General features: G+C 62.4%; 21 protein-coding genes. 4 read left to right on the top strand and 17 right to left on the bottom strand.

From position 1 onward, the window contains the following. Nucleotides 1–14 precede the first annotated feature (14 nt). The 9 genes from DGO_RS19425 to DGO_RS19385 all read right to left on the bottom strand — a co-directional run bounded on the left by DGO_RS19425 (nucleotide 15) and on the right by DGO_RS19385 (nucleotide 11,043). The gene (locus tag DGO_RS19425; RefSeq protein WP_014682786.1) at nucleotides 15–3,113 is read right to left on the bottom strand and encodes a hypothetical protein; all 3,099 of its coding nucleotides are present in this window, start codon (nucleotides 3,111–3,113) and stop codon (nucleotides 15–17) included. Next, complete coding sequence (locus tag DGO_RS19420) at nucleotides 3,110–4,948, bottom strand: isopeptide-forming domain-containing fimbrial protein (RefSeq protein ID WP_043804978.1); 1,839 nt, start codon at nucleotides 4,946–4,948, stop codon at nucleotides 3,110–3,112. Before DGO_RS19420 ends, DGO_RS19425 begins: the two co-directional genes overlap by 4 nt. After that, on the bottom strand, nucleotides 4,948–6,321 hold the full coding sequence (locus DGO_RS19415) for a hypothetical protein (protein WP_014682784.1): 1,374 nt from the start codon (nucleotides 6,319–6,321) through the stop codon (nucleotides 4,948–4,950). Before DGO_RS19415 ends, DGO_RS19420 begins: the two co-directional genes overlap by 1 nt. Before the next feature lie 82 nt (nucleotides 6,322–6,403). Then, nucleotides 6,404–7,948 carry a hypothetical protein gene (locus tag DGO_RS19410; protein WP_014682783.1) on the bottom strand — a complete coding sequence of 515 codons (1,545 nt, stop codon included), beginning with the start codon at nucleotides 7,946–7,948 and terminating at the stop codon, nucleotides 6,404–6,406. A gap of 56 nt (nucleotides 7,949–8,004) precedes the next feature. Next, nucleotides 8,005–8,463 carry a hypothetical protein gene (locus DGO_RS19405; protein WP_014682782.1) on the bottom strand — a complete coding sequence of 153 codons (459 nt, stop codon included), beginning with the start codon at nucleotides 8,461–8,463 and terminating at the stop codon, nucleotides 8,005–8,007. Between the two features lie 63 nt (nucleotides 8,464–8,526). Further along, nucleotides 8,527–9,015 carry a macro domain-containing protein gene (locus DGO_RS19400; protein ID WP_014682781.1) on the bottom strand — a complete coding sequence of 163 codons (489 nt, stop codon included), beginning with the start codon at nucleotides 9,013–9,015 and terminating at the stop codon, nucleotides 8,527–8,529. Continuing rightward, complete coding sequence (locus tag DGO_RS19395) at nucleotides 9,012–9,611, bottom strand: hypothetical protein (protein WP_014682780.1); 600 nt, start codon at nucleotides 9,609–9,611, stop codon at nucleotides 9,012–9,014. The genes DGO_RS19400 and DGO_RS19395 overlap by 4 nt, the downstream gene beginning before the upstream one ends. Nucleotides 9,612–9,733: 122 nt before the next feature. After that, nucleotides 9,734–10,459, bottom strand: coding sequence for a hypothetical protein (locus DGO_RS19390; RefSeq protein WP_014682779.1), 726 nt, complete (start codon nucleotides 10,457–10,459; stop codon nucleotides 9,734–9,736). After that, a complete protein-coding gene (locus DGO_RS19385; RefSeq protein WP_014682778.1) occupies nucleotides 10,456–11,043 on the bottom strand; it encodes a hypothetical protein in 588 nt (195 codons plus the stop codon). The genes DGO_RS19390 and DGO_RS19385 overlap by 4 nt, the downstream gene beginning before the upstream one ends. Before the next feature lie 210 nt (nucleotides 11,044–11,253). On the opposite strand from DGO_RS19385, the gene DGO_RS23975 reads away from it, so the two are divergent. Next, complete coding sequence (locus DGO_RS23975; RefSeq protein ID WP_169331067.1) at nucleotides 11,254–11,601, top strand: hypothetical protein; 348 nt, start codon at nucleotides 11,254–11,256, stop codon at nucleotides 11,599–11,601. A 141-nt stretch (nucleotides 11,602–11,742) separates the two neighbouring features. Continuing rightward, complete coding sequence (locus DGO_RS22415) at nucleotides 11,743–12,567, top strand: IS5 family transposase (protein ID WP_014682776.1); 825 nt, start codon at nucleotides 11,743–11,745, stop codon at nucleotides 12,565–12,567. 191 nt (nucleotides 12,568–12,758) lie between these two features. Here DGO_RS22415 and DGO_RS22410 read toward each other — a convergent pair whose 3' ends face one another. From DGO_RS22410 to DGO_RS19370, 5 genes are all read right to left on the bottom strand, one after another. Next, a complete protein-coding gene (locus DGO_RS22410) occupies nucleotides 12,759–13,223 on the bottom strand; it encodes an ASCH domain-containing protein (protein WP_014682774.1) in 465 nt (154 codons plus the stop codon). A 277-nt stretch (nucleotides 13,224–13,500) separates the two neighbouring features. After that, nucleotides 13,501–13,902, bottom strand: coding sequence for a class I SAM-dependent methyltransferase (locus tag DGO_RS22405; RefSeq protein WP_014682773.1), 402 nt, complete (start codon nucleotides 13,900–13,902; stop codon nucleotides 13,501–13,503). Nucleotides 13,903–14,090: 188 nt separating this feature from the next. Then, nucleotides 14,091–14,927 (bottom strand): PH domain-containing protein, encoded by an 837-nt coding sequence (locus DGO_RS19380; protein ID WP_014682772.1) that lies wholly within the window; start codon nucleotides 14,925–14,927, stop codon nucleotides 14,091–14,093. 85 nt (nucleotides 14,928–15,012) lie between these two features. Further along, nucleotides 15,013–15,948, bottom strand: a complete 936-nt coding sequence (locus DGO_RS19375) for an NAD(P)/FAD-dependent oxidoreductase (protein WP_014682771.1) — start codon at nucleotides 15,946–15,948, stop codon at nucleotides 15,013–15,015. Beyond that, nucleotides 15,938–16,399: an Rrf2 family transcriptional regulator gene (locus tag DGO_RS19370; protein WP_014682770.1), complete on the bottom strand. Its 462-nt coding sequence runs from the start codon at nucleotides 16,397–16,399 to the stop codon at nucleotides 15,938–15,940. Before DGO_RS19370 ends, DGO_RS19375 begins: the two co-directional genes overlap by 11 nt. Before the next feature lie 17 nt (nucleotides 16,400–16,416). Between DGO_RS19370 and DGO_RS23590 the strand changes: the two genes are divergently transcribed. After that, complete coding sequence (locus DGO_RS23590) at nucleotides 16,417–16,680, top strand: hypothetical protein (protein ID WP_043804977.1); 264 nt, start codon at nucleotides 16,417–16,419, stop codon at nucleotides 16,678–16,680. A 101-nt stretch (nucleotides 16,681–16,781) separates the two neighbouring features. Here DGO_RS23590 and DGO_RS22395 read toward each other — a convergent pair whose 3' ends face one another. Beyond that, nucleotides 16,782–18,122 (bottom strand): NF041680 family putative transposase, encoded by a 1,341-nt coding sequence (locus tag DGO_RS22395; protein ID WP_014682767.1) that lies wholly within the window; start codon nucleotides 18,120–18,122, stop codon nucleotides 16,782–16,784. A gap of 314 nt (nucleotides 18,123–18,436) precedes the next feature. After that, entirely contained in the window at nucleotides 18,437–18,985 is a 549-nt protein-coding gene (locus tag DGO_RS19360; RefSeq protein ID WP_014682766.1) for a hypothetical protein, read from the bottom strand. Nucleotides 18,986–19,291: 306 nt separating this feature from the next. Here DGO_RS19360 and DGO_RS22390 point away from each other — a divergent pair, with 306 nt between their 5' ends. Beyond that, nucleotides 19,292–20,047, top strand: a complete 756-nt coding sequence (locus DGO_RS22390) for a S1 family peptidase (RefSeq protein WP_014682765.1) — start codon at nucleotides 19,292–19,294, stop codon at nucleotides 20,045–20,047. A 431-nt stretch (nucleotides 20,048–20,478) separates the two neighbouring features. On the opposite strand, the gene DGO_RS23585 is transcribed toward DGO_RS22390, so the two are convergent. After that, nucleotides 20,479–21,009: a hypothetical protein gene (locus DGO_RS23585; RefSeq protein WP_145975547.1), complete on the bottom strand. Its 531-nt coding sequence runs from the start codon at nucleotides 21,007–21,009 to the stop codon at nucleotides 20,479–20,481. Between the last annotated feature and the right edge of the window lie 331 nt (nucleotides 21,010–21,340).

The following is a 21,340-nucleotide window of genomic DNA, read 5'->3' as shown; positions in this document are numbered from 1 at the left end:
CCCTCGTTTAGGGTTCACCTTATGACCTGTCCAGAGACTGTTGGAGGGCAAGAAATGCAGATGGTATGGAAGAGGATGTCCAGCCGGACATACTCTCCGCGCTGGGCTTCACCTTCGCTGAGGATCACGTGGGTCGGGACGAAGGCGTAGCCAGCAGTAACGCCCAGCCCGGCCATGGGGACCGCCGTCACCTCCAGACTGCCCGAATGCCCCACCACGCCAGTGGGCCGCTGGCCGATGACGCGGTAGAGCCCACCGATGCCCAGACGGGGCGTGAGCCAATAGGTGCCCCCGGTGTAGGCCTGCCAGGTCAGGGCCTGGAAGTCGGCCGACGTGCGCAGGCCCAGTCCAGCTCGGAGGTCGATGCGCTGGAGGTGGTACGTCGCGTCCGTCGTCAGCGAAGCGAGGCCTCCTGCTTGAGCGAGCGCCCCCACTTCGTACCGGGCAGTGCTCAGCACGGCGACCGTCTCCCCACGGTAAGCCAGGCCTGCCGCGTACTTGTGACCCGCCTGCACGCCGAAGGCACTTTGCCCCGTGAGCGAGGTGGTCCAGGGTCCCTCGCCATAGGTCAGGCTGCCCCGCACGCCGGCGGTCCAGCCCTCCTGCACGGCCACGTCCAGACCTAGGGTCGCCAGGAGTCCACCCTCGCGGTACCGCGTATTGATGCTCGCCTGTGTGGTCAGCGTGGGGAAGACGTAGGTTGTTGCCCGCAACCCCACGCTCCAGTGATCATCCACTGGCATTTCTGCCTGCACGCCCGCACGTACTCGCCCAGCTGCACCCGCCGCATTGGGCAGCTCATAGGTCACGTCGTACTGACTTACGCCGTAACGCCCCACCAGACCGATGGCCCCGCCGTGCTGCACGCCCTGGTCGCCCCAGCGCACGCGGTCCTCGACCTTCACGGCCAGATCGCGGGTCAAGGGAAGGGCCGCGCTCAGGGCAGTCTCGCTCGCCTGCCCGGTCAAACCCTGCGCATGGCGCAGCTTCACCGCATAGGGAGCCGTCATGCCCACTTCGGCCACAGCGAAGGCCTGGCCCTCCGTCGTTGCCCCGATGCCCAGGCCTGCGGTCCAACCCGGATGTGTCACCGTACCCAGGAGTTCAGCACCCAGGACGCCCGTGACGCTGGAGTAGGCTGCACCGGCCTTGACGCCGAACATGCCCGCGACAGGCGCGACGAGATCGGCGGCCACCGTCGTTCCTGGTGTGCCTCCCAGCAGCCCGCCATAGCCCTCACTCTGGCTGGTGGCGGCCACGGTCAATACGCCGGTCTGGCCGAGCTGCTGCTTCAGGCCGACCTCAGCGCGCACCCCACCACTGACCAGACCCAGCACCCGCAGCTGGCGACCGGGGCTGGTCAGCGTGCCCTTGACGCCGAAGGTGCCCCGACCGGCCTCCTGGGCGTAGGCCGCGACCAGCTCGCCTCCGTTCAGGGGAGTACCCCAGGTGTGCCGTGCCCCAAGACCCCAGGCGGCCGAGCGCTGGGCGGTATCTCCTGGCCGGCTGAAGGTCACGGTGAGTTGCGGCGCCTCCAGGTCTGGATCGGTAAAGCTCACGGGACGGGTGAGGATCAGGGTGCCCGTGTCGTAGACGATGCTGTAGTCCACGCCGCGCGTCAGCGTTCGCGTTCGGCTTAGTCCCTCGACCGTGCCGGTCAGCACGGCCGTCTCGCTGCCGGGTGTCAAGCCTACCCCCAGATCCACGATGCCGGTCAGCGGGTCAGCAGTGATCTTCTGGCTGCCCGCTTCGACGAGCGCGTGATAGCCGAAGACCTGCACCGGACCGGCCTGCACCTTCACGGCCGCCCCATCGCTGTTGTACTGGCGCTCGCCAAAGGGCTCAGCGGCCGCCTTCAGGGCGTAGCGGGCTGAGAATCCGGGTTGGCGGTACTCGGCCGCCACGGGGCCACGGGCGGTGAGGTCATTCTGGAGGAGACTCGCATCCCCAGTGATCAGGTGTCTTGGCGTCTGGACTTCTTCCAGGGGCTGAAGTCCAGCGCTGTCGGCATAGACCCGGAGTTGTCCCCCGAAGGCCGGCGCTTCGACGGTGGCGCGGCCGCTCGCGATGACCGGGTGGCCCAGGGTGAGACTGGCATTTCCGACGATCAGTGGGGCGGGCGTGCCGCCCAGCGCGAACTGGCCCTGACCGGCAAAGCTGCGGGCGGTGAGCTGGACCTGGCCCCCAGCCTGGGGACGCAGACGCAGGTCCGCCCTCCCGTCTTCGAGGGCGAGCTGGTAGCCCGGCGAGCTCGGGATCGCGTCCGGGTTGAGGGGCTGCGCGCCCTCAATGCTCAAGGTGACGTTCGGCACCCGCACGGGGAGCCCCGCCGCATCCTGTACCTGCACGCGCACGATGGCCGGGCGACGGGCATCTCCGGCTTCCACGAGGGAGAAGGCCACCTGGGCGGCCACCCCAGGGACCTGCACCATGATGGTCTCGTCTCCGGCCTGGATCGTGTTGGGGCCAGGACGAAGGGGCACGGCCACGTAGGTCAATTCCCCAAAGTTCGGCCCCCGGACCCGCTTGCCGATGAGGGCGGCAGGAACGACGTCGCCATTCACGCGGAGTTCCGGCTCGTCCCCGACGTAGTTCACCTGAACACTCGTGCTGTGTTCCTGGATGACGGCCCCGTCCAGAGGGAGGCGGAGCACGCCAGACGTGCGGCCTGATGCTGTCTCTTTGGGGTGTTGCGCCGTGCGGGCATCATCCTGGTCCACCTCGCCCTGGAGGAGGTCCTGGCCTTGCTCGGTCACGCGGAGAATGCCGGGCTCGGCGAGCGTGGGCAAGGCGTCCTGGTGTGTCACCCGGTAGGTCAGGGCATGGGCCCCTGCGGTCAGGGTGAAGTAGAGGCGGCCCGAGTGCCCGATCCGCACGTCGATGGGCTGTCCATCGGCGGCCGCGCTGCCCGGCACGAAGGTCGCGCCTTCCGGCAACGTGTGGGCGACGAGCAGGGTGCCGCTGGCGACGACGTTCAGCGCGAGCGTGATGAGGCTCTCCCGTGTCACGCTCGCGGCCGAGGCGGTCGTCGGGATGGCAGGAAGGGTCATGGCCTGCGCGCTGCCGAGAAGCAGGGCCGCACTCAGGAGCATGGTGGGAAGCAAAACCTTCATTTGGGGGGGTCTCCCGCGTGGATGACAGGGTCGGTGGTCAGTGCCGCATCGGGCAGATCCGACTGGAAGGTGTACGAGAGCGTGACCGGCACCTGGGCACGTACGGTGACACGCTGGTTGGATTGGCCCTGAAGCAGCGCCGCGCCGGTGGGCAGTGGGTCGTCGAGCTGAAGGGTCATGTCCCGTTCGGCGCGCAAGGTCAGGGTGACGTGGACTTCCGTGCCCTGCCGCTGCACCTGCTTCTCTGCTCGCCATCCCTGGCCGGTCAGGACCGTGCTGCGCCCTGCGGAGCCCGAACCGGTGGGAGGCAGCAGCGGAAAGTCCGCCGTCGCGGTGCCGTAGATGTTCACCAGCTGCGCGCCGCCGAGTAGCAGCCCGCCCGGTTGTGCCGCTGGGCTGTAGGGCACGCTGGCCCGGTCGAGCACCACGGCATAGCGCCCCTCCCGCAGATCCGGCACGGCGTACCGTCCCAGGGTGTCGGTGAGGGCGGCTTCCCCCCCAGCCACGACAACGCGCGCGCCCTGCACGGGACGATCCGCCGCACTGAACTGTCCATTCCCGTCCACGTCGAGGTAGACCCGGCCCAGCAGCACGGCCCGATCAGCGGGCGCGAGCTTCACGATGGCGTCCACTTCGGTCGTCGAGACGCGCTCGGTCACCTGGGCACTCCGAACACCAGAGGCCTGCGCGACGTTGCGGAGACTCAGCCGCCCGATGGCTTCTGGCGTGACGGTCGTGGTGTAGGTCAGGACGGTGGTCTGTCCGGGCGTGAGCGCGCCGCCGGCCACCTCGATGATCTGCGGATCTGGGTTGATGTCCACGACCCTCTGCCCGTTGAGGCGGAGCGTTCCGGCATTCAGGGCCAGGCCTGCGGGCAGGCGGTCCTGTACCGTGGTCTCGTCGAGCGCGGCGGCCGTGCTGGCGTTGGTGACGGTGACGGTGTAGGTCACGGTGTCGCCCACCTGCACGATGGTCTTGCCACTAACCTTGCTGATGACCAGTTTCGGGTCCCAGACGGTCGTCTTGACCGTGTTGGTCGGGATGCCCTGGGGCTGCTCAGCCGTGACGACCCGGGCGACATTGGGGACGGTGAGGTCGTCGGTCTTGTCGAGGTGGACCCGAAAGGTCACGGTGGCACTGCCCTGGGCGGGGACTGTTCCCAGAAGGAACGTCAGCGTTTGTCCCTGGACTTGCGGTGCCGGCGTGGCGTCCAGGAAGCGGACATGTGCGTCCAGGGGATCGGTGAGGACGACCTCCGTCATGGGCACCGGATTGGGATTGGTGACGGTCAGCGTGTACGTGAGCACGTCGCCGGGTTTCGCCGTGCTGCGGTCCACGCTCTTGCTCGCGGTCAGGGGGAGGAGCGTCGCGTCCACCTGGGCGAGGCCCCGGGCGACCACATCACCACAGGCCGCCTGCAACTGCGCTTCGAGGCGGCCCGCCCCCCAGGGGGTCACGCTCAGCACCACGTCGCGGCGTTCGCCCTGGGTCAGCGTCAGACTCGTCGGGTCAAGGATCACGTCCATGCGTCCCGTGGCACCGGCGCGCGCCTCCAGCGGGAAGGTCCAGGTGCTATTTCCTGTATTCAGGACGGTGAAGGTGAAGGGAGTAGGCTGCCCGACTGTGCCCGGAAGGCGCTGCGCGGCGGGCGTGATCGCCACCCCACAGACGGCCTGCACGGTAAGTGTGACCGGGTTGCTGGGGGTGAACTGGCCGTCCGCGTCGAAGAGGGCGGTATTGGTGATCTGGGTGCCGGCGGGCGTGGGGGCCGCGAGGCCGGACTGCCCCAGGCTCAGGGTGAGCGCGAGGCCCAGGACCGTCGCGGCCGCCCGCACTACTTGACCACCGTGATGAGCTTGAGGTTCAGCTTGGCGCCCGGCGCGAGGGTGTCGTCCCTGGTCATCGTCCCGTCTTTGTCGCTGTCGTAGCCCACGTAGATCTCTATGCCCTCGGCTCCGGCGATACTCGGTGGAGTGGTGGTCCAGGACCGGTTATCGAGGCTGTAGAGCATCTGGCCGTCGGTGCTGCTCACGCTGCCACTGAAGGCCACCCCCTTGAGGTGTTCGGGCAGCACGTCCTTCAGGACAGGGCGGCGCAGGGCTCCGTTCCCCGTGTTGTTGCCGGTCACGAGATAGAGCACGTACTGGTTGGGCGCGACCCGGGCATCCGGAATGGCGGTGGGGGCGAGACAGGCGGGGTCCGTGCCGCAGCTCTGGGCACTCTTCACCGCGCCGGGGATGCCCTTGAGGATGGTGGTCGTGTCCGTGAGTCGCTGGGGGGTCGAGCTCTGGTTGTCGGTGGCCGACGAGGCGACCGTCTTGATGGCGGCACTCAGGGTCAGGGTGTCCTGGGTGCTGCTCGCCAGTCCGGCTGGGGCGGTCACGGTGACACGCACGGGCAGGGTCTCGCTGCTGTTCAGCTTGCCGGTCCAGGCGGCCAGTGCATCGGCGAATGTGGGTCGTGCCGTCCCATCGCCCACTTGATAGGTGTATGCCCAGCTGCCCCCCTCACTCGTGAGGGCGAGGTCCCGGGCGCTCAGGGGCGTGTTCCCCGTATTTCGCAGGTCATGGGTGTACGTCACGCTGCCGGGGCTCGTGGCACTTCCCGCCTCGTTCTGGGTGAACGTCAAGCGCAGAACCTGCTGAGTGTCGATCCGACCATAGTTCCCTGTGTCCTGCACCTGGCGGTCCGTGGTACTGGTGGCCACGGGCGTCAGGGTGAACGACGTGGTGCTCGTCGCGTCGGTGGGGACGGGGTACGTCGTATAGAAGGTGCGCTGCTCGTCGGGTTGGAGAGTGATCGTCGTGACGACCCGGTCCTTGGTGGGATCGAAGATGCCGTCGCCGTCGTCGAGGTAGTACGTGACTTTGCTGGGGTCGGTGCCGGGTTGAGTCTGGGTGGTGAGGTCGTAGGTGTCCGGGCCATTGCTGGGGTTCTTGATCTGATAGGTGAGCACGCCGTTCTGCCCAGGGATGCCGATGACGGTCTGGCCGGGGGCGTCCGGGGTCCCGCCATCGGGCGTCACATCGACGGCAGGGACGTGCTTGACGGTCAGGGTGACCACGTTACTGGGGGTGCTGACGTCCTGGCCGGCATCATCGACACTTTCGAGGCTGGCCGTGTTGTTGATGGTGGTTCCGGCAGAGGTACCGGCGGCCAGGGCGGCGCTGGAGACGGCCAGCAGGGCAGTGAGAAGCAGTCGTTTCATGGAGGTCCTGGGACGGGAGAGACCAGAGGAGGTCTCGCCCGAGGGAAAGGAAGACGGAAGGGTCAGGGGGCCGCGCCGTGGATCAGGTGGCCTGGAAGTTGTTGATGTCCTCGAAGTCGAAGGACGCCGGCGCGGTGCATTTCGGCCCCTTGACCTGCACGTAGAGGACGACGCCGATGTTGTTGGAGTTCCGGGGCAGGCCATCCTCGTCGGTGATGGTCCCGTCGCCGTTCAGATCGGGCGCGATCTCGATCGTCGTTCCGGCCGGCAGCTCACTCGGGAAGGTCGGGAATGCGGGCATCCAGGCCCCACCGTCGATGCGGTACAGCATGGGATCCCTGGCCAGGGGCAGGGCCTTGAGCAACTCGGTGTTCTGAGGCACCACGTCGCGGATGCGGGCCTGCTTGAGCAGCGCGTCCCCCGTGTTCTGGGTGAACAGGGCGTACTTGATGATGTCGCAGGGCTTCACATCGAGGGCACGCTGGTAGGTCGCCTTGCGGTCGTACATCTGCTGTGCACCAGGGCAGCTGAACGCGCCGTTGTTGTCGGTCTCGCACAGGGCCTGGGTCTTCTGGATATTCGCGATGCCCCGCTGCACGTAGATCTCGTCGGTCCGGGCCGTGCTGGTCGCGGCGGGCGTCAGATTTTCCCGCTCGGGCGTACTGTCGCCTGGGGTAGAAGCGGTGAGGCTCAGGGTGCTGCGGGTGGCATTCGCCTCGCCTGCAGGGACCGTCTGCGTCACGTGCAGGATCACGCCCTGGCCGATGGGCAGATCACCATAGGCCGTCAGGGCATCCTGGGGCGTCGGGTACTCGGTGGTCTGGTTGCCCAGGCGGTACGTCGCAGGGTAGCGGCCTCCTTGCGGGGTCAGGGTGATGGTCGAGGTGGACAGATCGACGTTGCCGATGTTGCGCAGGAAATGCTCCGTGAACACGGTGGCCGGGGCAGTCGTCTCGCGGAAGCTGTCGTTGTCCAGCTGGACGCCCACGCGGTCCTGGGTATCGATACAGCCGGTGTTGCCGCTGTCCGTGACCGCGTTGTCGGCCGTGCTGGTGGCGACGGGAGAGAGGGTGAACTGGGCGGTACCGACTTCCTCGGCGGCGATGGGGTAGGTCACGAAGAAGGTGCGGCTCTCGCCCATGTCGAGCGCGATGGAGGTGATTTCGGTGTCCTGCGGCGTGAAGGTGCCGTCCCCATCGTCGAGGTAGTACCGGGCCGCTGCGCCGGCAGGGGAGGTGCTGCCGAGCAGAGTGGTGAGGGTGTAGGTATCTGGGCCGTTGCTGGTGTTGGTGATCTGGTACGTCAGGACGGCCGCCTGGCCGGGAACGCCGACGACGGTCTGCCCACAGACGGGCGTGCTGGGATCGTTGCCGCCGTCCGTGCCCCCGTTGGGGGTGATGCTGACGGCCGGAACGTGTTGAACGGTCGCGGTGACGACGTTGCTCTGTTCGGTGGCGTCCTTGCCCTCGTCGGTGCGGTAGTCGAGGAAGCCGGTATTGGTGATGGCGGTCCCGGCACGGGTCGTGTTCGAGGTGGGACCCGCGACGACAGCACTGGCCTGGGAGAGGCTCAGGGCCCCGAGGAGGAGAAGGGTGGTGGGCGCCAGAGACAGGGTGCGCTTGAACATAGGGAACTCCTGGAGAAGAACTGGGGCAGCGACCGCTGCCGCCGGAGAGCGGGCGATCAGTTGACGCGGATGTCGTAGGCGACGGTGTACGGGGTATTGACCTGCATGGCCCTGAAGGTGACGCGCACGGCGCGGTACTCGCTTTCTGGTGCCGGGACCTGCCGGGTAACGCTGCGGCCGTTCTCGGTGGTGGTCACGGTTTTCAAGGGTTGGGGACTGAAGGCCTGGCCGTCGAGCGAGAAGGTCGCGCTTGCGCCCTTGGGGAGTTCCAGTCGTCCGGCATAGGTGGTGTTGGCCGGGACAGGAATGGTCGCGCGCGGAGTGTTCAGGGGCTTGTCCGTCTGAGCGACGGCGATCTGCCGGAGGGTCTGGCCGGGTTGGGTGGTGTCGACCTTTTTCAGGGTGGACTGGCCGGCCACGGTGACGGTCTGGTAGAGCCCGAGATTCAGCGAGGCGGCGGTGGCGCTCAGGCTGGCACTGGCGAGAAGAGCGAGAAGGGAACGGACTGGATTCATGGAACAACCTCCACCTTTCAGAGTGGAGGCGGTTCTGGTTGGCACCAGGGTTGTCAAGCAGTGTCAGGGCAGGTCGTACACCGTGACCTGGAGATCCGCGGCGAGAAGTTCGGCCTCGATCAGGCCCAGGATGACCGTCCAGTCCCCTCCAGCGAGACCAGTCCCGATGCGGGGCATGTGGATGCTGGCCTGCTGCTGCTGAGCAAAGTCACGGACCCGGCCCAGACCTTCACGGACGGCCTCATAGCGGATGGGGGGTTCCTGGGGCTTCCGGTCCTTCCGGGCGATGCCGTGCTGCCCGATCAGGTGGGCGACATGGAGGTAGGGCTGCACAGTCACGAACTGGACTTGTCCTAGGGCAAAGGGAAGCGCGTCATGGCCCTGAGCCCAGGCGCGGTACTGCTGCCGGGCGGCCGGATATCGGTGCCCCAGGGCAAGCACGAAGCCCTTGCCCCAGGCGCCCACGTCGTTGCAGAGATGGACGATGACCTTTGGACCCGGACCCACCGGTTGGGTGGCGTCCCCTTGCACCAGGCGCAGAAGCGGCGTCATTCGGTCACGGCTTCCGGTTCGCAGTATGGACAGCCGCGCCCCCTGACCTGATTCCCGAGGAGCCAGTGCCCACAGGAGAGTTGGAGGGTGTGGCCCCAGGAAGCGGTCGTGGGGCGAATGGGGCCGAGCTGGGTGTACCGCTGGCGGAGGAAGGCCCGGACGATGGCTTCGTCGGCCAGGGCTTCGGGGAGATCGAAGGCGAGGTGGCTGGAGGGATCGGTCCGGAGCTCGAACGGGTGTTGGAGGTCATAGGTCGGGGCGATCTTGCTTACGGCGACGCTGATGCCTGAGCCGTCGGGGATCAGGCGGCCGAAGTCGATGTGCATCTCGTCGCTGGCGACCCAGCTCTGACCGACCGGGGTCTGGAGAATGGTGGCGGGTTGTCCGGCACGTTCCAGACTGCGGGCAAGGAGGAGCGCGGCACTGGGGGTGCCTGGAGCGTACGGAAAGAAGCGGAGCTCACCCTGAAGTTGGGTATGGGTGTTGAGTAGGGCTTCGTAGAACCGGTTGGCGTGGAGGGTGAGGTCCCCTTGATTCCAGAGGGGGGTAGAGCGGGGCGGGGGACGCCAGCGGCGGGTATGTGGGGTGGTCGTCATGGGACTCCTTGGGGAGAGGGGTTGAGTCCAGTGTGTGGGTGGTTCTGGTTGGCCGATGCACCGTGGACAGCACTGCCCCAGCGCAAGGCTGGGGCAGCGAGGTCAGGTTAGGCTTGGAGGGCTCAGGTCAGGGGATCGGGGGTGGCCGCCTCGACTGGCCACAGGCCCAAGCCCTGGAGATGCTGTGTGTGTCGAGTCAACGCCTGGGAGGATTCGGCAAGCCAGGCGTGCAGCATGTGTTCGACGGATACCAGGGCAATCCAATACTCGTGCCCCAGGGCCACGGTGGTCATGACAAGGGGTCGCCCCTCATCGAGTAGGGCCGCGCAGCGTGTGTTGTCCCGAAGTTCCTGGGGGAGCTGACGCCGAAGGACCTGCTGGAGGTCTTCGGGCGTGTCGTGTGGGAAGCGGAGGATGGCCCATCGCCGCTGATCCCCGTCCAGACAACCGCACATCGCTTGACTCACGATGGAGGTCAGGGTGTGGAGTTTCTTGGTCCGGTGGAGCAGCGACTCGGTCCACTGGAAGGAGAGGTGCTCCCCCTGTTTGGTGACGATGACGGGCGCAGTCTCCCCATTCGAACGGTAGGTGAGGAGTCGGAAGGGACCAGGATCGCGCCCGATCATCCAGAGATCGTGCAAGCTCAGGCTGTAGCCCGGGACGATCTCGGCGAAGCGACGCTGAAAGTGGAACAGGAGGCGGGGCGAGAGGGCCCGAGTCGTCGCGTAGAGATTGGCCGCATGGAGCTCTTGGGTCTCTCTGACGGGGAAGGCGTTCCAATGCTGCGGGTGAAGGGCCGGTGTCTTCAGATCGTCCTCACTCATCCCCCAGAGCTCGGAGGGCGTCATGCGCTTTTCCTCCGCGGCCTCAAGGCCGGCAGGAGGCCCTGCGCCTCGAGCTCCTGGAGGTGACCATGCACGAGGGCGGCCTCGTGCCGAGCGGCCCAGAGCCGATCCGAGGCGTGATGCATGGGGGAACGTGCCAGATCGTAGCGAAACTGCTGCACGGTCGCTCGCGCCGACTCGGGAGAGATCGCGCCCGCCAGGTCATGGATGGACCGGAGGAATCGCCGTTGGATGGTGCTCAGGATGAAGAGTGATTCCCACCCGACCTCCTGAACGAGTTGGTGTAGGGGACCGTAGTAACTCGGGCAGGCCGCGAGCAGGCGGTTGATGAGGTAGGCGAAGAACTCATCTTCTTCTAGGGGCGCGTTGGCGACGAGACGGGCGTGTTCCTGGTGGGTCTTCTCGCGCCAGGTCTGTTGTTGCCGGTCGAGGTCCCGTGCGAGGTTCAGGACATCATGCGGAGATTTCTGGCGAAGCCACCGGAGGAAGGAGGCATCGGCCGCTGCGAGGACGGCGTTCAGCTTCTCGTGGACGGCCTGCTGACAGGGGGGGATGACTGGCGGAGACGTGAGGTCGACGGTAATCACGCGCCGCCGCCTGAAAAAGTCGAGAAGACGCCGGGCGGGAGACCTGCGGGGAGATGTGTCATGCCTTCAGTGTGTGGGCGGTTCTGGTTGGCCGGGCCTCCAGCGCAGGCTGCGGCAGAGGTGTTCATCGGTCAGTGCAGAGCCACAAACAAAGGCCCTGGCATAGAGTCAGGGCCGAAGGAGGATAGGGGTGAGGTCAGCTTGCGTCCCATGAAGTTTGAGACGGGCCTGCCAAGGAGGAGCAAGCGCATACGCAGTGATCATTCAGTGTCGCTTGGCATCCGTGATACCAAGCGCCGCCTGGGCTTGGAACAACGCGATGTTGAAGGTGGAGGCGTCGAGGACCACCATCAGTGTAGCGACGGCGATGACGGCCAGTGCTCACCAACGGACGCGGATCGGCAGCCATCGGAAGCGCCTGGTCAGGCGTCGTCAGAACCGTTTCCTGACCGCGAGAATAAGGTCGTGCACCAAAGCGGTCTGACCATTTGGGCCAGTGAGTTCGCGGGCGGGATTGCCAAGGTAGGAGATGTCCCACTGCTCGGCGGGCAGGTCTAAGTTGTCCAGCATCTCCTGAGGCGCAGGAAACTGGGCTGTCTGATCCCACGACCAGGGCGCGACCGAACCATGCCGGACGATCAGCAGCAGTCCTCCTGGATAAGAGCCTGAGGACAGAACGGAGAGCACTAGGGTCTAGGAATGGTCGATCAACTGGTGCCAAACGAACTTTGGACGCTCGTCGAGCCCGCATTTCCTGCGCCGCCTGCGCGGCCCAGAGGGGGTCGCCAGCGACAGCCCTATCGTCAGACCTTCGCCGGCATCCTCTACCTTCTGCGGTGGGGTTTACCTTGGCGCCACTTGCCAGTGGCCTTGGGACTGGGAAGCGGACGGACCTGCGAGCGTCGCTTTCTGGAGTGGCAGCGTGGGGGCGTGTGGATGCGCCTGTGGCGCATCCTGCTCGACCATGTGCAGCAGCACGGGTACCTAGACTGGTCCCGTTCTGCGCTGGACTCCATCAGCATTCCCGCACCCCGTGGTGGATCGCACACTGGCCCTAACCCTACGGACCGGGGGAAGGCTGGCAGCAAACTTCACCTCTTGATCGACGGTCAGGGACTCCCCCTGGCTATCAGCCTGTCTGGCGCGAATGTCCATGACTCGAAGCAATTAGAAGCGACGGTTGATGCGGTTCCTGGCGTACGCAACGGACGGCGGGGGCGGCCCCGACGACGTCCGACCAAGCTCTATGCCGACAAGGGCTACGACTTTGGCCGCTGTCGCCGTGCCCTGACCCACCGAAGGATCGTGCCACGCATCGCTCGACGAGGGGTGGAGTCCAGTTCCACCCTGGGCCGGTATCGGTGGCGGGTTGAACGGACGCTGAGTTGGCTGGTGTCCTATCGCAAGCTTGCGGTCAGGCGGGAGAGGAACGCAGCCGCGTTCCTCGGGTTGACCCAGCTTGCCTGTGCGCTCATCGTCTGGCGCCGGACATGCGGCGCGCTCAGCGCCCCGCACATCGCATGATCCCCTGGAGTTGTCCGCAGGGCTTCCCTGGCAGCTTGATCTGCCGTTCAGCGGCCTTGACGCACTCATCCTCATGGGCAAGCTTGTCCATGGTGGTGGCGATCTCAGAATTGGCTTTTTTCCGCGGCATACCCCCGTCTGATGTGTCACTGTTTTCTGCCTTCGTTCTGTCCTCAGCCTGTTAACGCCTATTACTTGGCTTGATATATAACTTCAAATCTCTCACAAAGGATAAGGCTTTCGCCAGTAAATGCAATTTTGCGTCTATCGGCTTCACGACCAAAATACCGCTGGTGGCCTTCTCGCCAATCGCTTAAAGAACGGTCGCCTTCTCCTTCGTCATGGGCGAAGGAAGCACTTACATCGTCAAAAGGAACCCACTCGGCTTCTGTTGTGCGAACAATGACTCTCGGTGTCCCTTTACCATCAAGCACAACAGATAGATCGCCCATTACGGGCACATCTAGATCATCTTGAGTGTATTCCTCCACGAGAGATGCAGTCGCACGTTTATCCCCATTTATGACGAGTTCAATCAATTTATCCTTCATCGAGGGACTATCGCCAAAGGCGTACACATATTTAATCGGAAAACTCATTCCCGTCTGGTCCTCAGCTTGTTGAACAAATTCCTGTACCTTTGATTCCAAGATCATATGGTTGACTCCCTGGGCTGATCCGGTCAGCCGATGAGGTCACAGTAGCCACGACAAGGTGACACCGCAATGACACCTCCGGGACGGAACCATAACTGGCTCCGTCACCCACATCCAACAATGGTCGGAGATCACAGGCGGAAAACACCTCTGGTCGCCTGAGGGGTACACTTCCGCACGTCCGGTCATGGGCACTCGATAACCTCTATCCACAGGTCATCGGGTACGAGTTGCTCTCATGATCGGCACATAGCCCAACGTGTTCTGTCCTCAGGCTCTAAACCGCTTCGGCGGCCCGATGCAAGATGCGGTCCCGAACGAGGGTCACCGGCGACTCCATATACAGGGCATACACTAGGTCAAATTGACCTTTGGGGAATGTCTGGTTCAGGTCATGCGTGATGAAGGTGGTCCGTTGGGTTACACCAGCGTCTGCGGCATGCTGGGCCGCGCGGCTCAGAGCTGTGGATGAAACGTCTACACCAGTCACGTGCCAGCCCTGCTGCGCGAGCCAGACCGCACTGTTGCCCTCCCCGCACCCTAAGTCCAGAGCGGCACCGACGGGTAACGAATCAGCAAACCGCTTGAGGATGGCATTGGGTCGTCCGGTCCAGGGACGCGGGCCTTTTTGGTAATGGGCTTCCCAGAATCGAGAGGCGTCAGTCAGGTCATTTATCATAGAAGTCCTCCAAAAGATGTGAGGGAGAAAGCCACGAGCCTCTTGGGCTAGCAGTCCATCTTTGAGCACGGGTTCTTGTGAATCACCGCGAATAGGGGTTGACTTAGGCAGCGGAAGAAGTAGGGAGAATCAGAGAGGCCCTCTACACGCTCCACTGGGGTGGCCCTGCACACCGCAATTCGCAGTTTTCAGGTCGTCCTAAAGCGGTCCAGCACGGCCTGCGGATCTTCCGGCGTCAGGTAGTAGGTCTTTCCCTCCGTCTTCAACAGGAGGGCGGCGTTCGGTCGCGCCAGGGTGGCGTAGGCTTGGACACGCCCACCACCCGCTGACTTCATGGCGAAGGTGCCTGTGTAATACCCCGGTGTCGCCGTTCCAAAGAGCCGCGATCCCAAGCGCTCACAGGTCAGCTCGGCCCTGGTGGATTCGACAGGAAATCGCCGTGAGCTCAAGGCCGCATTGACGACTAAGGCGCCATCCACCCAGCGGTAGTTCAGCTGTGGTCGCCTGACGAAGAACACCAGGAGAGGCAGCAGGAGCAAAGACAACCACACTGCCGATGAGAAACTTGCCGGTCGAGCAGGACGGAAGATGCCCGTCTGATTCTTTCGCCAAGCCTGCAGCAGTCCCTCCGGATCCGCTGGGGTCAAGACGGTCACCCGTGGCGTCGTGCGGAAGACGAGCGCATGGTCTGAGCCGTCGGTATAGAGATTTGCCAGCCCATGCCGTGCCAGATCGAACTGACCTACGGTATAGCCCACCATGGCCGACCCAATGACTTTGCGCCGGATCTCAATTTGGTCCTGGGTCACGGGCGTGCCCGCAGGAATGATGGTCTGCGCCTGTACGCCCCGAACGGTGATCTGGCCGCCCTGAACCTTGTAGAGCGGGCGACCAAGAAGGACCGGAAGAATAAAGAGCCCACACAGGGCGAATACCCCGAGACAGAGGACAAGGCGAGCGACTGGCCACCACCAGGGCATCGGCTCAGGGGCAGTGGAGATCGGGACTGACTCATGACCAGTCATGGCACCACTGTACCGTGTCGTGGGAGGGCCATCGAACTCAATGCCCGAGATCTTATCTGTCAACCCCTATTCGCGGTGAATCGGCTCAGGAAGCGGAGACAGGCTCTAGCGCATCAAGGGGTTCAAAGATCAGTGACTGGTGCATAGAAACTCCAGCCAGGACACCGTCGGCAGCGGCCAGGGTGGCATTGGCCATCCGGAGAGCGATATCGCCAGCGGCATAGACACCAGGGATGCTGGTTTGCTTGGAGGCATCGGTCGACAGGAAAAGGCCCTGCATACCTTCTTCCGTGGCGCAGCCCAACTGCTGAGCGAGGTCACTGGAAAATCGAAGCTTTGACCCCAGGAATACGGCGTCGAGCGGCACGAGGCGACCGTCAAGCAGCCGCACGCCGCTGAGGGCCGGCGGCTGTCCCTCCAGAGCTGCCACGAGTTCGGTTTCGATCGGGATCCCTCGCTGACTGAGTTTGGCAAGGGTCACCGGGTCTGGGGCCGGCTGACCGTTGAGAAAGAAGGTCACGGGGCCCCAATCGGAAATCAGGAGCGCCTGATGGGTGGAGAACGGGCCGACGCTTAGCACCCCAAGCCGCTGTCCTTTAACTTCGTAGCCGTGACAATACGGGCAATGCAGGGCCGTGATGCCCCAGCGTTCCTGAAGGCCAGGAAGGTCTGGCAGAACGTCGGTGACGCCATACGCCAGCAAAAGTTTCTTAGCCTGGAGGGTCGCCCCAGCATCCGTCGTAATGGTAAAACCAGTGTCGGTCCGGGTCGCGGTAGTGGCGCGGGTATAGAGGAACGTCACGTTTGGGTACTGAATAAGGTCGGCGTGGGCCTGGGTAAGCATGTCAAGAGGTGGACGACCATCTTGACCGAAAAAGCCGTGCGAATGGGGCGCGAAGCGGTTGCGCGGTTGACGGGTGTCGAGGATGCAGACTGGGCGGCCACTGCGGGCAACTTGCATCGCGCCGGAAAGCCCCGCGAAACTGCCGCCGACAACCAGGGCATCAAATTCAGAAAACATGGGTGGACTCCTGATCTTCGCTGAGGTAAGGCTGAAGACGATGTTGAAAGTCGGTGGCGAGAGTCGCGAGGGTCAACGTGCCGAGTTGGGCCGTAATGAGGGCTTCCGCTTCCTGAAAGGCGTCGTTGAGGGCAGCGTTCACAGCCTGTTCAACCAGGCAGGTGGGCGTTTCACAACGATTGCCTACAGCGAAGAGCCGCGGTGACCCCAGAGCGCGATACACGTCCAGAACAGTGGTCACAGCTGGATCACTGGTCAGGCGCCAGCCTCCGCCATGTCCCTTTTCTGAACTGACGATGCCGACTTCACGCAACCCGGTCATAGTCCGGCGAACGACGACTGGATTGGAGTTGAGGGCGGTCGCAAGTTTGTCGGATGGAATGGGGTCGCGGGTCTCCATGAGGTGAAGGAGAAGATGGAGCACACTGGACAATCGACTGTCAAGGTTCATGACACTCCAACTGTTACATGAAACAGTTGGAGTGTCAAGAGTTGTTGACGGTATTAACAGGATTTTGTCACTTCTGGTGGAGCACTTTGGGTCACGGTCAGGCGGCGCAGGCCATCTTCGTCGTCACTGAATGCCACCACATCCCCGTCTTCCAGGTGAAGCACCAGGTCAAATGGGTAGAGGTGCTCGTAGAGCTCAAGGAGCCAATTGGGTCGAGTGATCTCCAAGTTGATGGCCACGGGCAGGAGGAAAAGCGTGGCGCGAAGCGGGAATCAACTTGAGGTCAGTACAGTGGTGATCCAGGTGTCGCGGCCAAGGCGCTTAGCTCGTGATTTAAGCCGACCGCGCTTGTCGCGGTCGCCTGTTGTGGGGTCGAAGGCCGTCAGGCGGTCTTTTTCAGAGCCGGGAAGCGAGGCGCTCGGCCTGAACACTTCCCTTTGGGTCGTCCTGGTGAACGGCCTGACGGTTTTGGCGCGCAAGCTGGACTTCCCAGGGGTACCAACAGCTGGATAAAACCTTGCCGGACTCGACTCGGCGTCAAGCGACCACGTTCCTGTGGTCGCTGCCATGGAAGACGGGCATCGGTCACCACCGGCTGAGCCAGGCGCAACTGGGTGAAGGCCAGCAGCACCAACAGCGTCCAGCGGTCCGCCTGCTCCGGATGACGCAGACGTGGTGTTTCCCAGTTCAGCGTCTGTTTGCAGAAGCGAAACGTATGTTCCAGATCGAACCGACGCGTGTAAGCACGCCACAGCATCGCCAGATCCGGCACGCCTGGTCCCCGCCACCAGAGCCAGAAGGCCTGCGGTTGACGCGTTTCCCGGGGCAACTTCGCCACCTCCAACAACAACACGGTCCCGCTGTACGTTGGCTTGAAGTGACGCGATCCTGGCCGCGTGTCCTGAGTGGTCTTGACGTGCAGCCCCGTCCAGGCACGCACATGGACCGTCCCGTACTGCTCCGTGGTTTCCAGATGCTCCAGATGGGGTGCCGGCCAAGTGGTCTGGTCCGCGCATAGAAACTTAGCTCCATGAATGCGTGGGCGACCTCCCTGGGAACCCGGACGCGTCGTAGCATCGAAGAAGAACCGTCGATTGCGCCGCACACGGACCAGGACGCTGACTCTGTCAGCGTCCTTGAGCTTCGCCAGGCGGACAGGATCGTACCCGCCATCGAAGACGAAGAGCGGCGATGCGCCTCCTGCGGGAAGCAAATTCATAACGTGTTGAACCTGTTCGTCGGCTATCTCGTGTACTGTCCGGCCGGGAGCGACTCGACGCACATCGAGAGGTGCAGTCCAGCTGCTGCTGACGGGTCCAAGTTGGGCAACCCAGGAGTAAGACCAGCCCGCGACGACAGGTTTCCCGGCACTGTGACGACTCGGATGGTAGAAGTAGCCCCGCTGTGGACTGGTCTCGGCATCGTTTCGGACCCAGGTCGAGGTATCGATGGCAAAGACGAGTGGATAGTCGTCATTCAGGGTGGTGCCGACCAGTGCTCGAACACGCTCGGCACCGAGCGTGCCCTGAGTCAATGCTGCGTACAGGCTGCCATGACCACGCTCGAAGGGTCCTTGAAGACTGAGGTGCGCGAAGCTGGGCACCAGTCCCGCAACGGTGATGGCGTCAAAGAGGTTGAACAACGCATCTGAACGATGGTCGAAGCAGTGGTAAACGCCATTCCGAAAGGCCTGCAGGTGGTCAAGCGGAGCTGAGGCGTTCATGCTCGATGGTACAGAACGCCGCCTACAGCGGCTTCAAACAGTTAAATCACGAGCTTAGAGGATGAGGACAGAACGGAGAGGGGTAGGGTCCAGGAATAATTATTGATAACGGCCAAAGTATGGACCAGCCCTCGTCGGGTATCAGGCGCTGAGGGGCGTCATCCCAGATTCGCCCGAGTCACGATTGTCTCTGACGTATGTCTTTCGTGCTAAGCCATGATCAACACGCTCTATCGACAAGGGATATAGACAGAGGCAGTCAGGGCAAGCTGCGCAACATGAGCTGGTGTGGTGTTGACCTATCCGGCTGCTCTCTATGGCTGACGTAGCAGGGTCCGGACAGAACGCTGCAGAGGACCATAGCTATAGAGATGCTGCACGGACCCCACCTGACCTGACGCATCGCGCTCGGGGCGGATTGCTGAGAAAATCAAGCGGTCCCGAGCGGCGTCGTACCGGAACACTTCTCCTAAAGCAAGATGAAGTTTCAGCGCGCTCATCGCGATGACCTTTACGGGCACGTGAGTGAGGCGGTTCACGCTGTAGATGATCTGGTCACTGTCATTGTGGTTGTAGGCATGCTGCACCAGGATGTAGACGGTCTGACCTTGTCCGAGAGTCGCTCCCATCGCCAGACTGGTCTGAGGGCGAGGAAAGGTGCGCTGTGGATCGAGTAGCAGCCGGGGCGCGTGCCCTGCTGGGGTGAACCAGACCTTGAAGTCGATCCCATTCCCTGCCTTGCCGGTGTACAGGGTGCCGGTGGCCGTCCGCTCGAACACCTGCCCTGGGAGCGCCGGCGACGCGCCGCCAGCGGAGGCGAAAGAGCGCGTCAGGAGTACAGCAGTCAACAGGAGGCTTCGCATATCACTTCCAGGAGCATAGAACCTTCGCAGGTAGCCGAAGAGGGGTGCAGAGCCGCCGACCTCTGCCTCGATTTATCGCGGTAGATATACTGGACTCCGTCTTTGAGGAGCGGTGGAGTCAGGGGCGTAGTTCAGAGCGGATCAATGCGCTTCTTGGTAACGCCCGGACCAAACGGTAGGACAAGGTGATTCGCTATTTCTGCGGCAAAAGTGAACAGATCTGCCGGAGTGGAGACCTACAGGCTGCACCTCATTGCCGCAAATAAGGCAACGTCAGGTCAACGGACGGCATAGGGTCAGGACAAGATGACCCATCGGCCACGGCGGTTCCCTCAACTCAAAGGCTACTTGGGTATTGCCGTATCGGTCCTCTGCTTCCTTCTTGCGCTCAGGCCTGTACATGCCGAACGTCGACTGGTCACTGCCGAGGAGATGAATGGAACGCAGCTTTATCGAGCTATTCAAGGAAGGGCATTCAAAATAGAGAAAAGAATACGACCCGAGTATCTGATTCAGGGTGATTCTCCAGTAGAGTATTCTTCTGGTGTATTGTACAAGAATGGCTATATTATTACTACTTATGATGCAATCAAATATTATGCAGATATTTCTATCTATGGTTCTGATTTAAAATCCTACAAATCTCGAGTGGTAGTTTTCGATAAAAGCCGAAATATCGCTATTCTGAAAATAGCTTCCGGGGGACCTAAGTTCAAGACACCTCTCGCGATTGCGAAACAAAGTTATCATGGAGAAGTAGTCTATTCCTTGGGTGGTCTGAATGGCATCCATTCTGCTTTCTTCAAGGCAATTTTGGGAGGGAAGGTGTCCGGGAAGGCGCTTTACCATGAGGAGGGGATTGGCGTCAGTATTAGGACATACATGATGACCAATCTTCAAACGACGGACGGAGGCTCTGGAACCCCTGTCTTCAACACACGCGGGCAACTGCTCGGCTTAGTAGATTTAAACTCTCTACCAGAAAAATCTTTGACTGGCGTTTTCACTTTTGTTTTGCCGGTAGATGACGAGATTAGGTCATTAATGAATGCCATTCGATGAACAAATAGAAACAGGAATTAACAATAGAGATCAGGAATTGAGAAAATCCGTTTTAGTGATTGACGGCACATTATTGCATCTTGTTGATGAAGGATGCTCTTTGGTTATACCTCCAGCCTATTATCCCATACTTATGTCGTTATCAATAATAGGAGCACCATGAAAAACTTGCGATCCCTGATCCTTCTCTCCCTCCTCGCTGCTCCCGCCCAGGCGGCCGGCACCCCGATCAAGTCGCCTAGAGCTTGAGGACCAAACCGCTCAGGGTCTGGTTTTGGCTGCATTGAGCCACAGCGTCCGAAGATGAACTCTCGTATTGTCCTCAAGCCCTAATCTTGCGTGATACTCACTCCAGGGCAGAGAATCCGGTCGTGAGGCTGCTAAAAAGCCCACCTTCCGGCAGGCCTGAGACAAGCGGTCTTGGGATCGAACTACAAGCGTCCTCGAATCCGAATCTGTTCTACAGACACGTAGTCCCTCTCACTCTGTTTGCCAGAGAGCTGGCGGATTCCCAGGTACAGAACGCTGTTCTGTGCGGCCTTGTCGAGTTCTGCCGAAGCAAAGTGAATTGGCTGCGTTTGGCCTCTTTTCAAGATGGCTTCTCCAATCACCTGTCCCCCTGTTGGGCCTGCACATCTCAACGCACCCGTGTAATTGACGAGCTGAGGAGGGGGCTGAACGACGGTACATTGTGGGCGAAAGGCCGCCGCAAAAAATTCAACATGCTGCTCTGGATCCTCACCCCAGTAGGTCAACTCTGCGTCCACAGTGACACCCCGATAGGGGAGCTGTGGAGTCTTGAGAAAGTCAATCTGGTTGGCATCCATATAGACCACTTCGCTGGGTTTCACGTCAGCAACAAAGTTGACGAAGTAGAAATTGTTGGCCTTGACCTCAGGGAGGGGAATGAGACCACAGCTCCCCAGGAGTGGGAGCACCGCGAGGAACGCAAACCGTTGCATAGGTCACGCTACCTCGCTGCTCCAGTCTCCTTGGACGAATGTGCGCCTTGAGGTCCGCTTGAGCTGGAGCAGTCGCTGAGAGAGGGGCACTTCTGGGCGGCAAGGCATCCACCAACGGACTCTCATCCCTGAGAGCTTGAGAACACAACCAGTGAAGGTCTGGTTGTGACTGCGTTGAGTGGCAACCTCCGGAGGTAAACACTCGTTTTGTCCTCAAGCTCTTACGCCAGACCTCACCGGTGGGTTGGTCGAGGCGAATGAAGACCTGCCAGTGCGGTTGGAAGGATCTGGGAAGTTCGGCCGCTTCTGAGAGATGGAAGACCTGCGTAGA

Origin of the sequence: Deinococcus gobiensis I-0 (genome assembly GCF_000252445.1) — a bacterium.
In the GTDB taxonomy this organism is placed as follows: Bacteria; Deinococcota; Deinococci; order Deinococcales; family Deinococcaceae; genus Deinococcus; species Deinococcus gobiensis.
Note: the sequence above shows the minus strand (reverse complement) of the source record. Positions and strands in the feature narration are given on the sequence as shown.

What these genes read in the sequence shown, in the direction of transcription:
- DGO_RS19415 (WP_014682784.1), bottom strand. Translation starts at nt 6,321, where the DNA reads ATGAAACGACTGCTTCTCACTGCCCTGCTGGCCGTCTCCAGCGCCGCC.
- DGO_RS19395 (WP_014682780.1), bottom strand. Translation starts at nt 9,611, where the DNA reads ATGACGACCACCCCACATACCCGCCGCTGGCGTCCCCCGCCCCGCTCT.
- DGO_RS19375 (WP_014682771.1), bottom strand. Translation starts at nt 15,948, where the DNA reads ATGTTTTCTGAATTTGATGCCCTGGTTGTCGGCGGCAGTTTCGCGGGG.
- DGO_RS19405 (WP_014682782.1), bottom strand. Translation starts at nt 8,463, where the DNA reads ATGAATCCAGTCCGTTCCCTTCTCGCTCTTCTCGCCAGTGCCAGCCTG.
- DGO_RS19425 (WP_014682786.1), bottom strand. Translation starts at nt 3,113, where the DNA reads ATGAAGGTTTTGCTTCCCACCATGCTCCTGAGTGCGGCCCTGCTTCTC.
- DGO_RS23590 (WP_043804977.1), top strand. Translation starts at nt 16,417, where the DNA reads ATGAAACAGTTGGAGTGTCAAGAGTTGTTGACGGTATTAACAGGATTT.
- DGO_RS22405 (WP_014682773.1), bottom strand. Translation starts at nt 13,902, where the DNA reads ATGATAAATGACCTGACTGACGCCTCTCGATTCTGGGAAGCCCATTAC.
- DGO_RS19390 (WP_014682779.1), bottom strand. Translation starts at nt 10,459, where the DNA reads ATGACGCCCTCCGAGCTCTGGGGGATGAGTGAGGACGATCTGAAGACA.
- DGO_RS19380 (WP_014682772.1), bottom strand. Translation starts at nt 14,927, where the DNA reads ATGACTGGTCATGAGTCAGTCCCGATCTCCACTGCCCCTGAGCCGATG.
- DGO_RS19410 (WP_014682783.1), bottom strand. Translation starts at nt 7,948, where the DNA reads ATGTTCAAGCGCACCCTGTCTCTGGCGCCCACCACCCTTCTCCTCCTC.
- DGO_RS22415 (WP_014682776.1), top strand. Translation starts at nt 11,743, where the DNA reads ATGGTCGATCAACTGGTGCCAAACGAACTTTGGACGCTCGTCGAGCCC.
- DGO_RS19400 (WP_014682781.1), bottom strand. Translation starts at nt 9,015, where the DNA reads ATGACGCCGCTTCTGCGCCTGGTGCAAGGGGACGCCACCCAACCGGTG.
- DGO_RS22410 (WP_014682774.1), bottom strand. Translation starts at nt 13,223, where the DNA reads ATGATCTTGGAATCAAAGGTACAGGAATTTGTTCAACAAGCTGAGGAC.
- DGO_RS19370 (WP_014682770.1), bottom strand. Translation starts at nt 16,399, where the DNA reads ATGAACCTTGACAGTCGATTGTCCAGTGTGCTCCATCTTCTCCTTCAC.
- DGO_RS19360 (WP_014682766.1), bottom strand. Translation starts at nt 18,985, where the DNA reads ATGCGAAGCCTCCTGTTGACTGCTGTACTCCTGACGCGCTCTTTCGCC.
- DGO_RS23585 (WP_145975547.1), bottom strand. Translation starts at nt 21,009, where the DNA reads ATGCAACGGTTTGCGTTCCTCGCGGTGCTCCCACTCCTGGGGAGCTGT.
- DGO_RS22390 (WP_014682765.1), top strand. Translation starts at nt 19,292, where the DNA reads ATGACCCATCGGCCACGGCGGTTCCCTCAACTCAAAGGCTACTTGGGT.
- DGO_RS22395 (WP_014682767.1), bottom strand. Translation starts at nt 18,122, where the DNA reads ATGAACGCCTCAGCTCCGCTTGACCACCTGCAGGCCTTTCGGAATGGC.
- DGO_RS23975 (WP_169331067.1), top strand. Translation starts at nt 11,254, where the DNA reads ATGAAGTTTGAGACGGGCCTGCCAAGGAGGAGCAAGCGCATACGCAGT.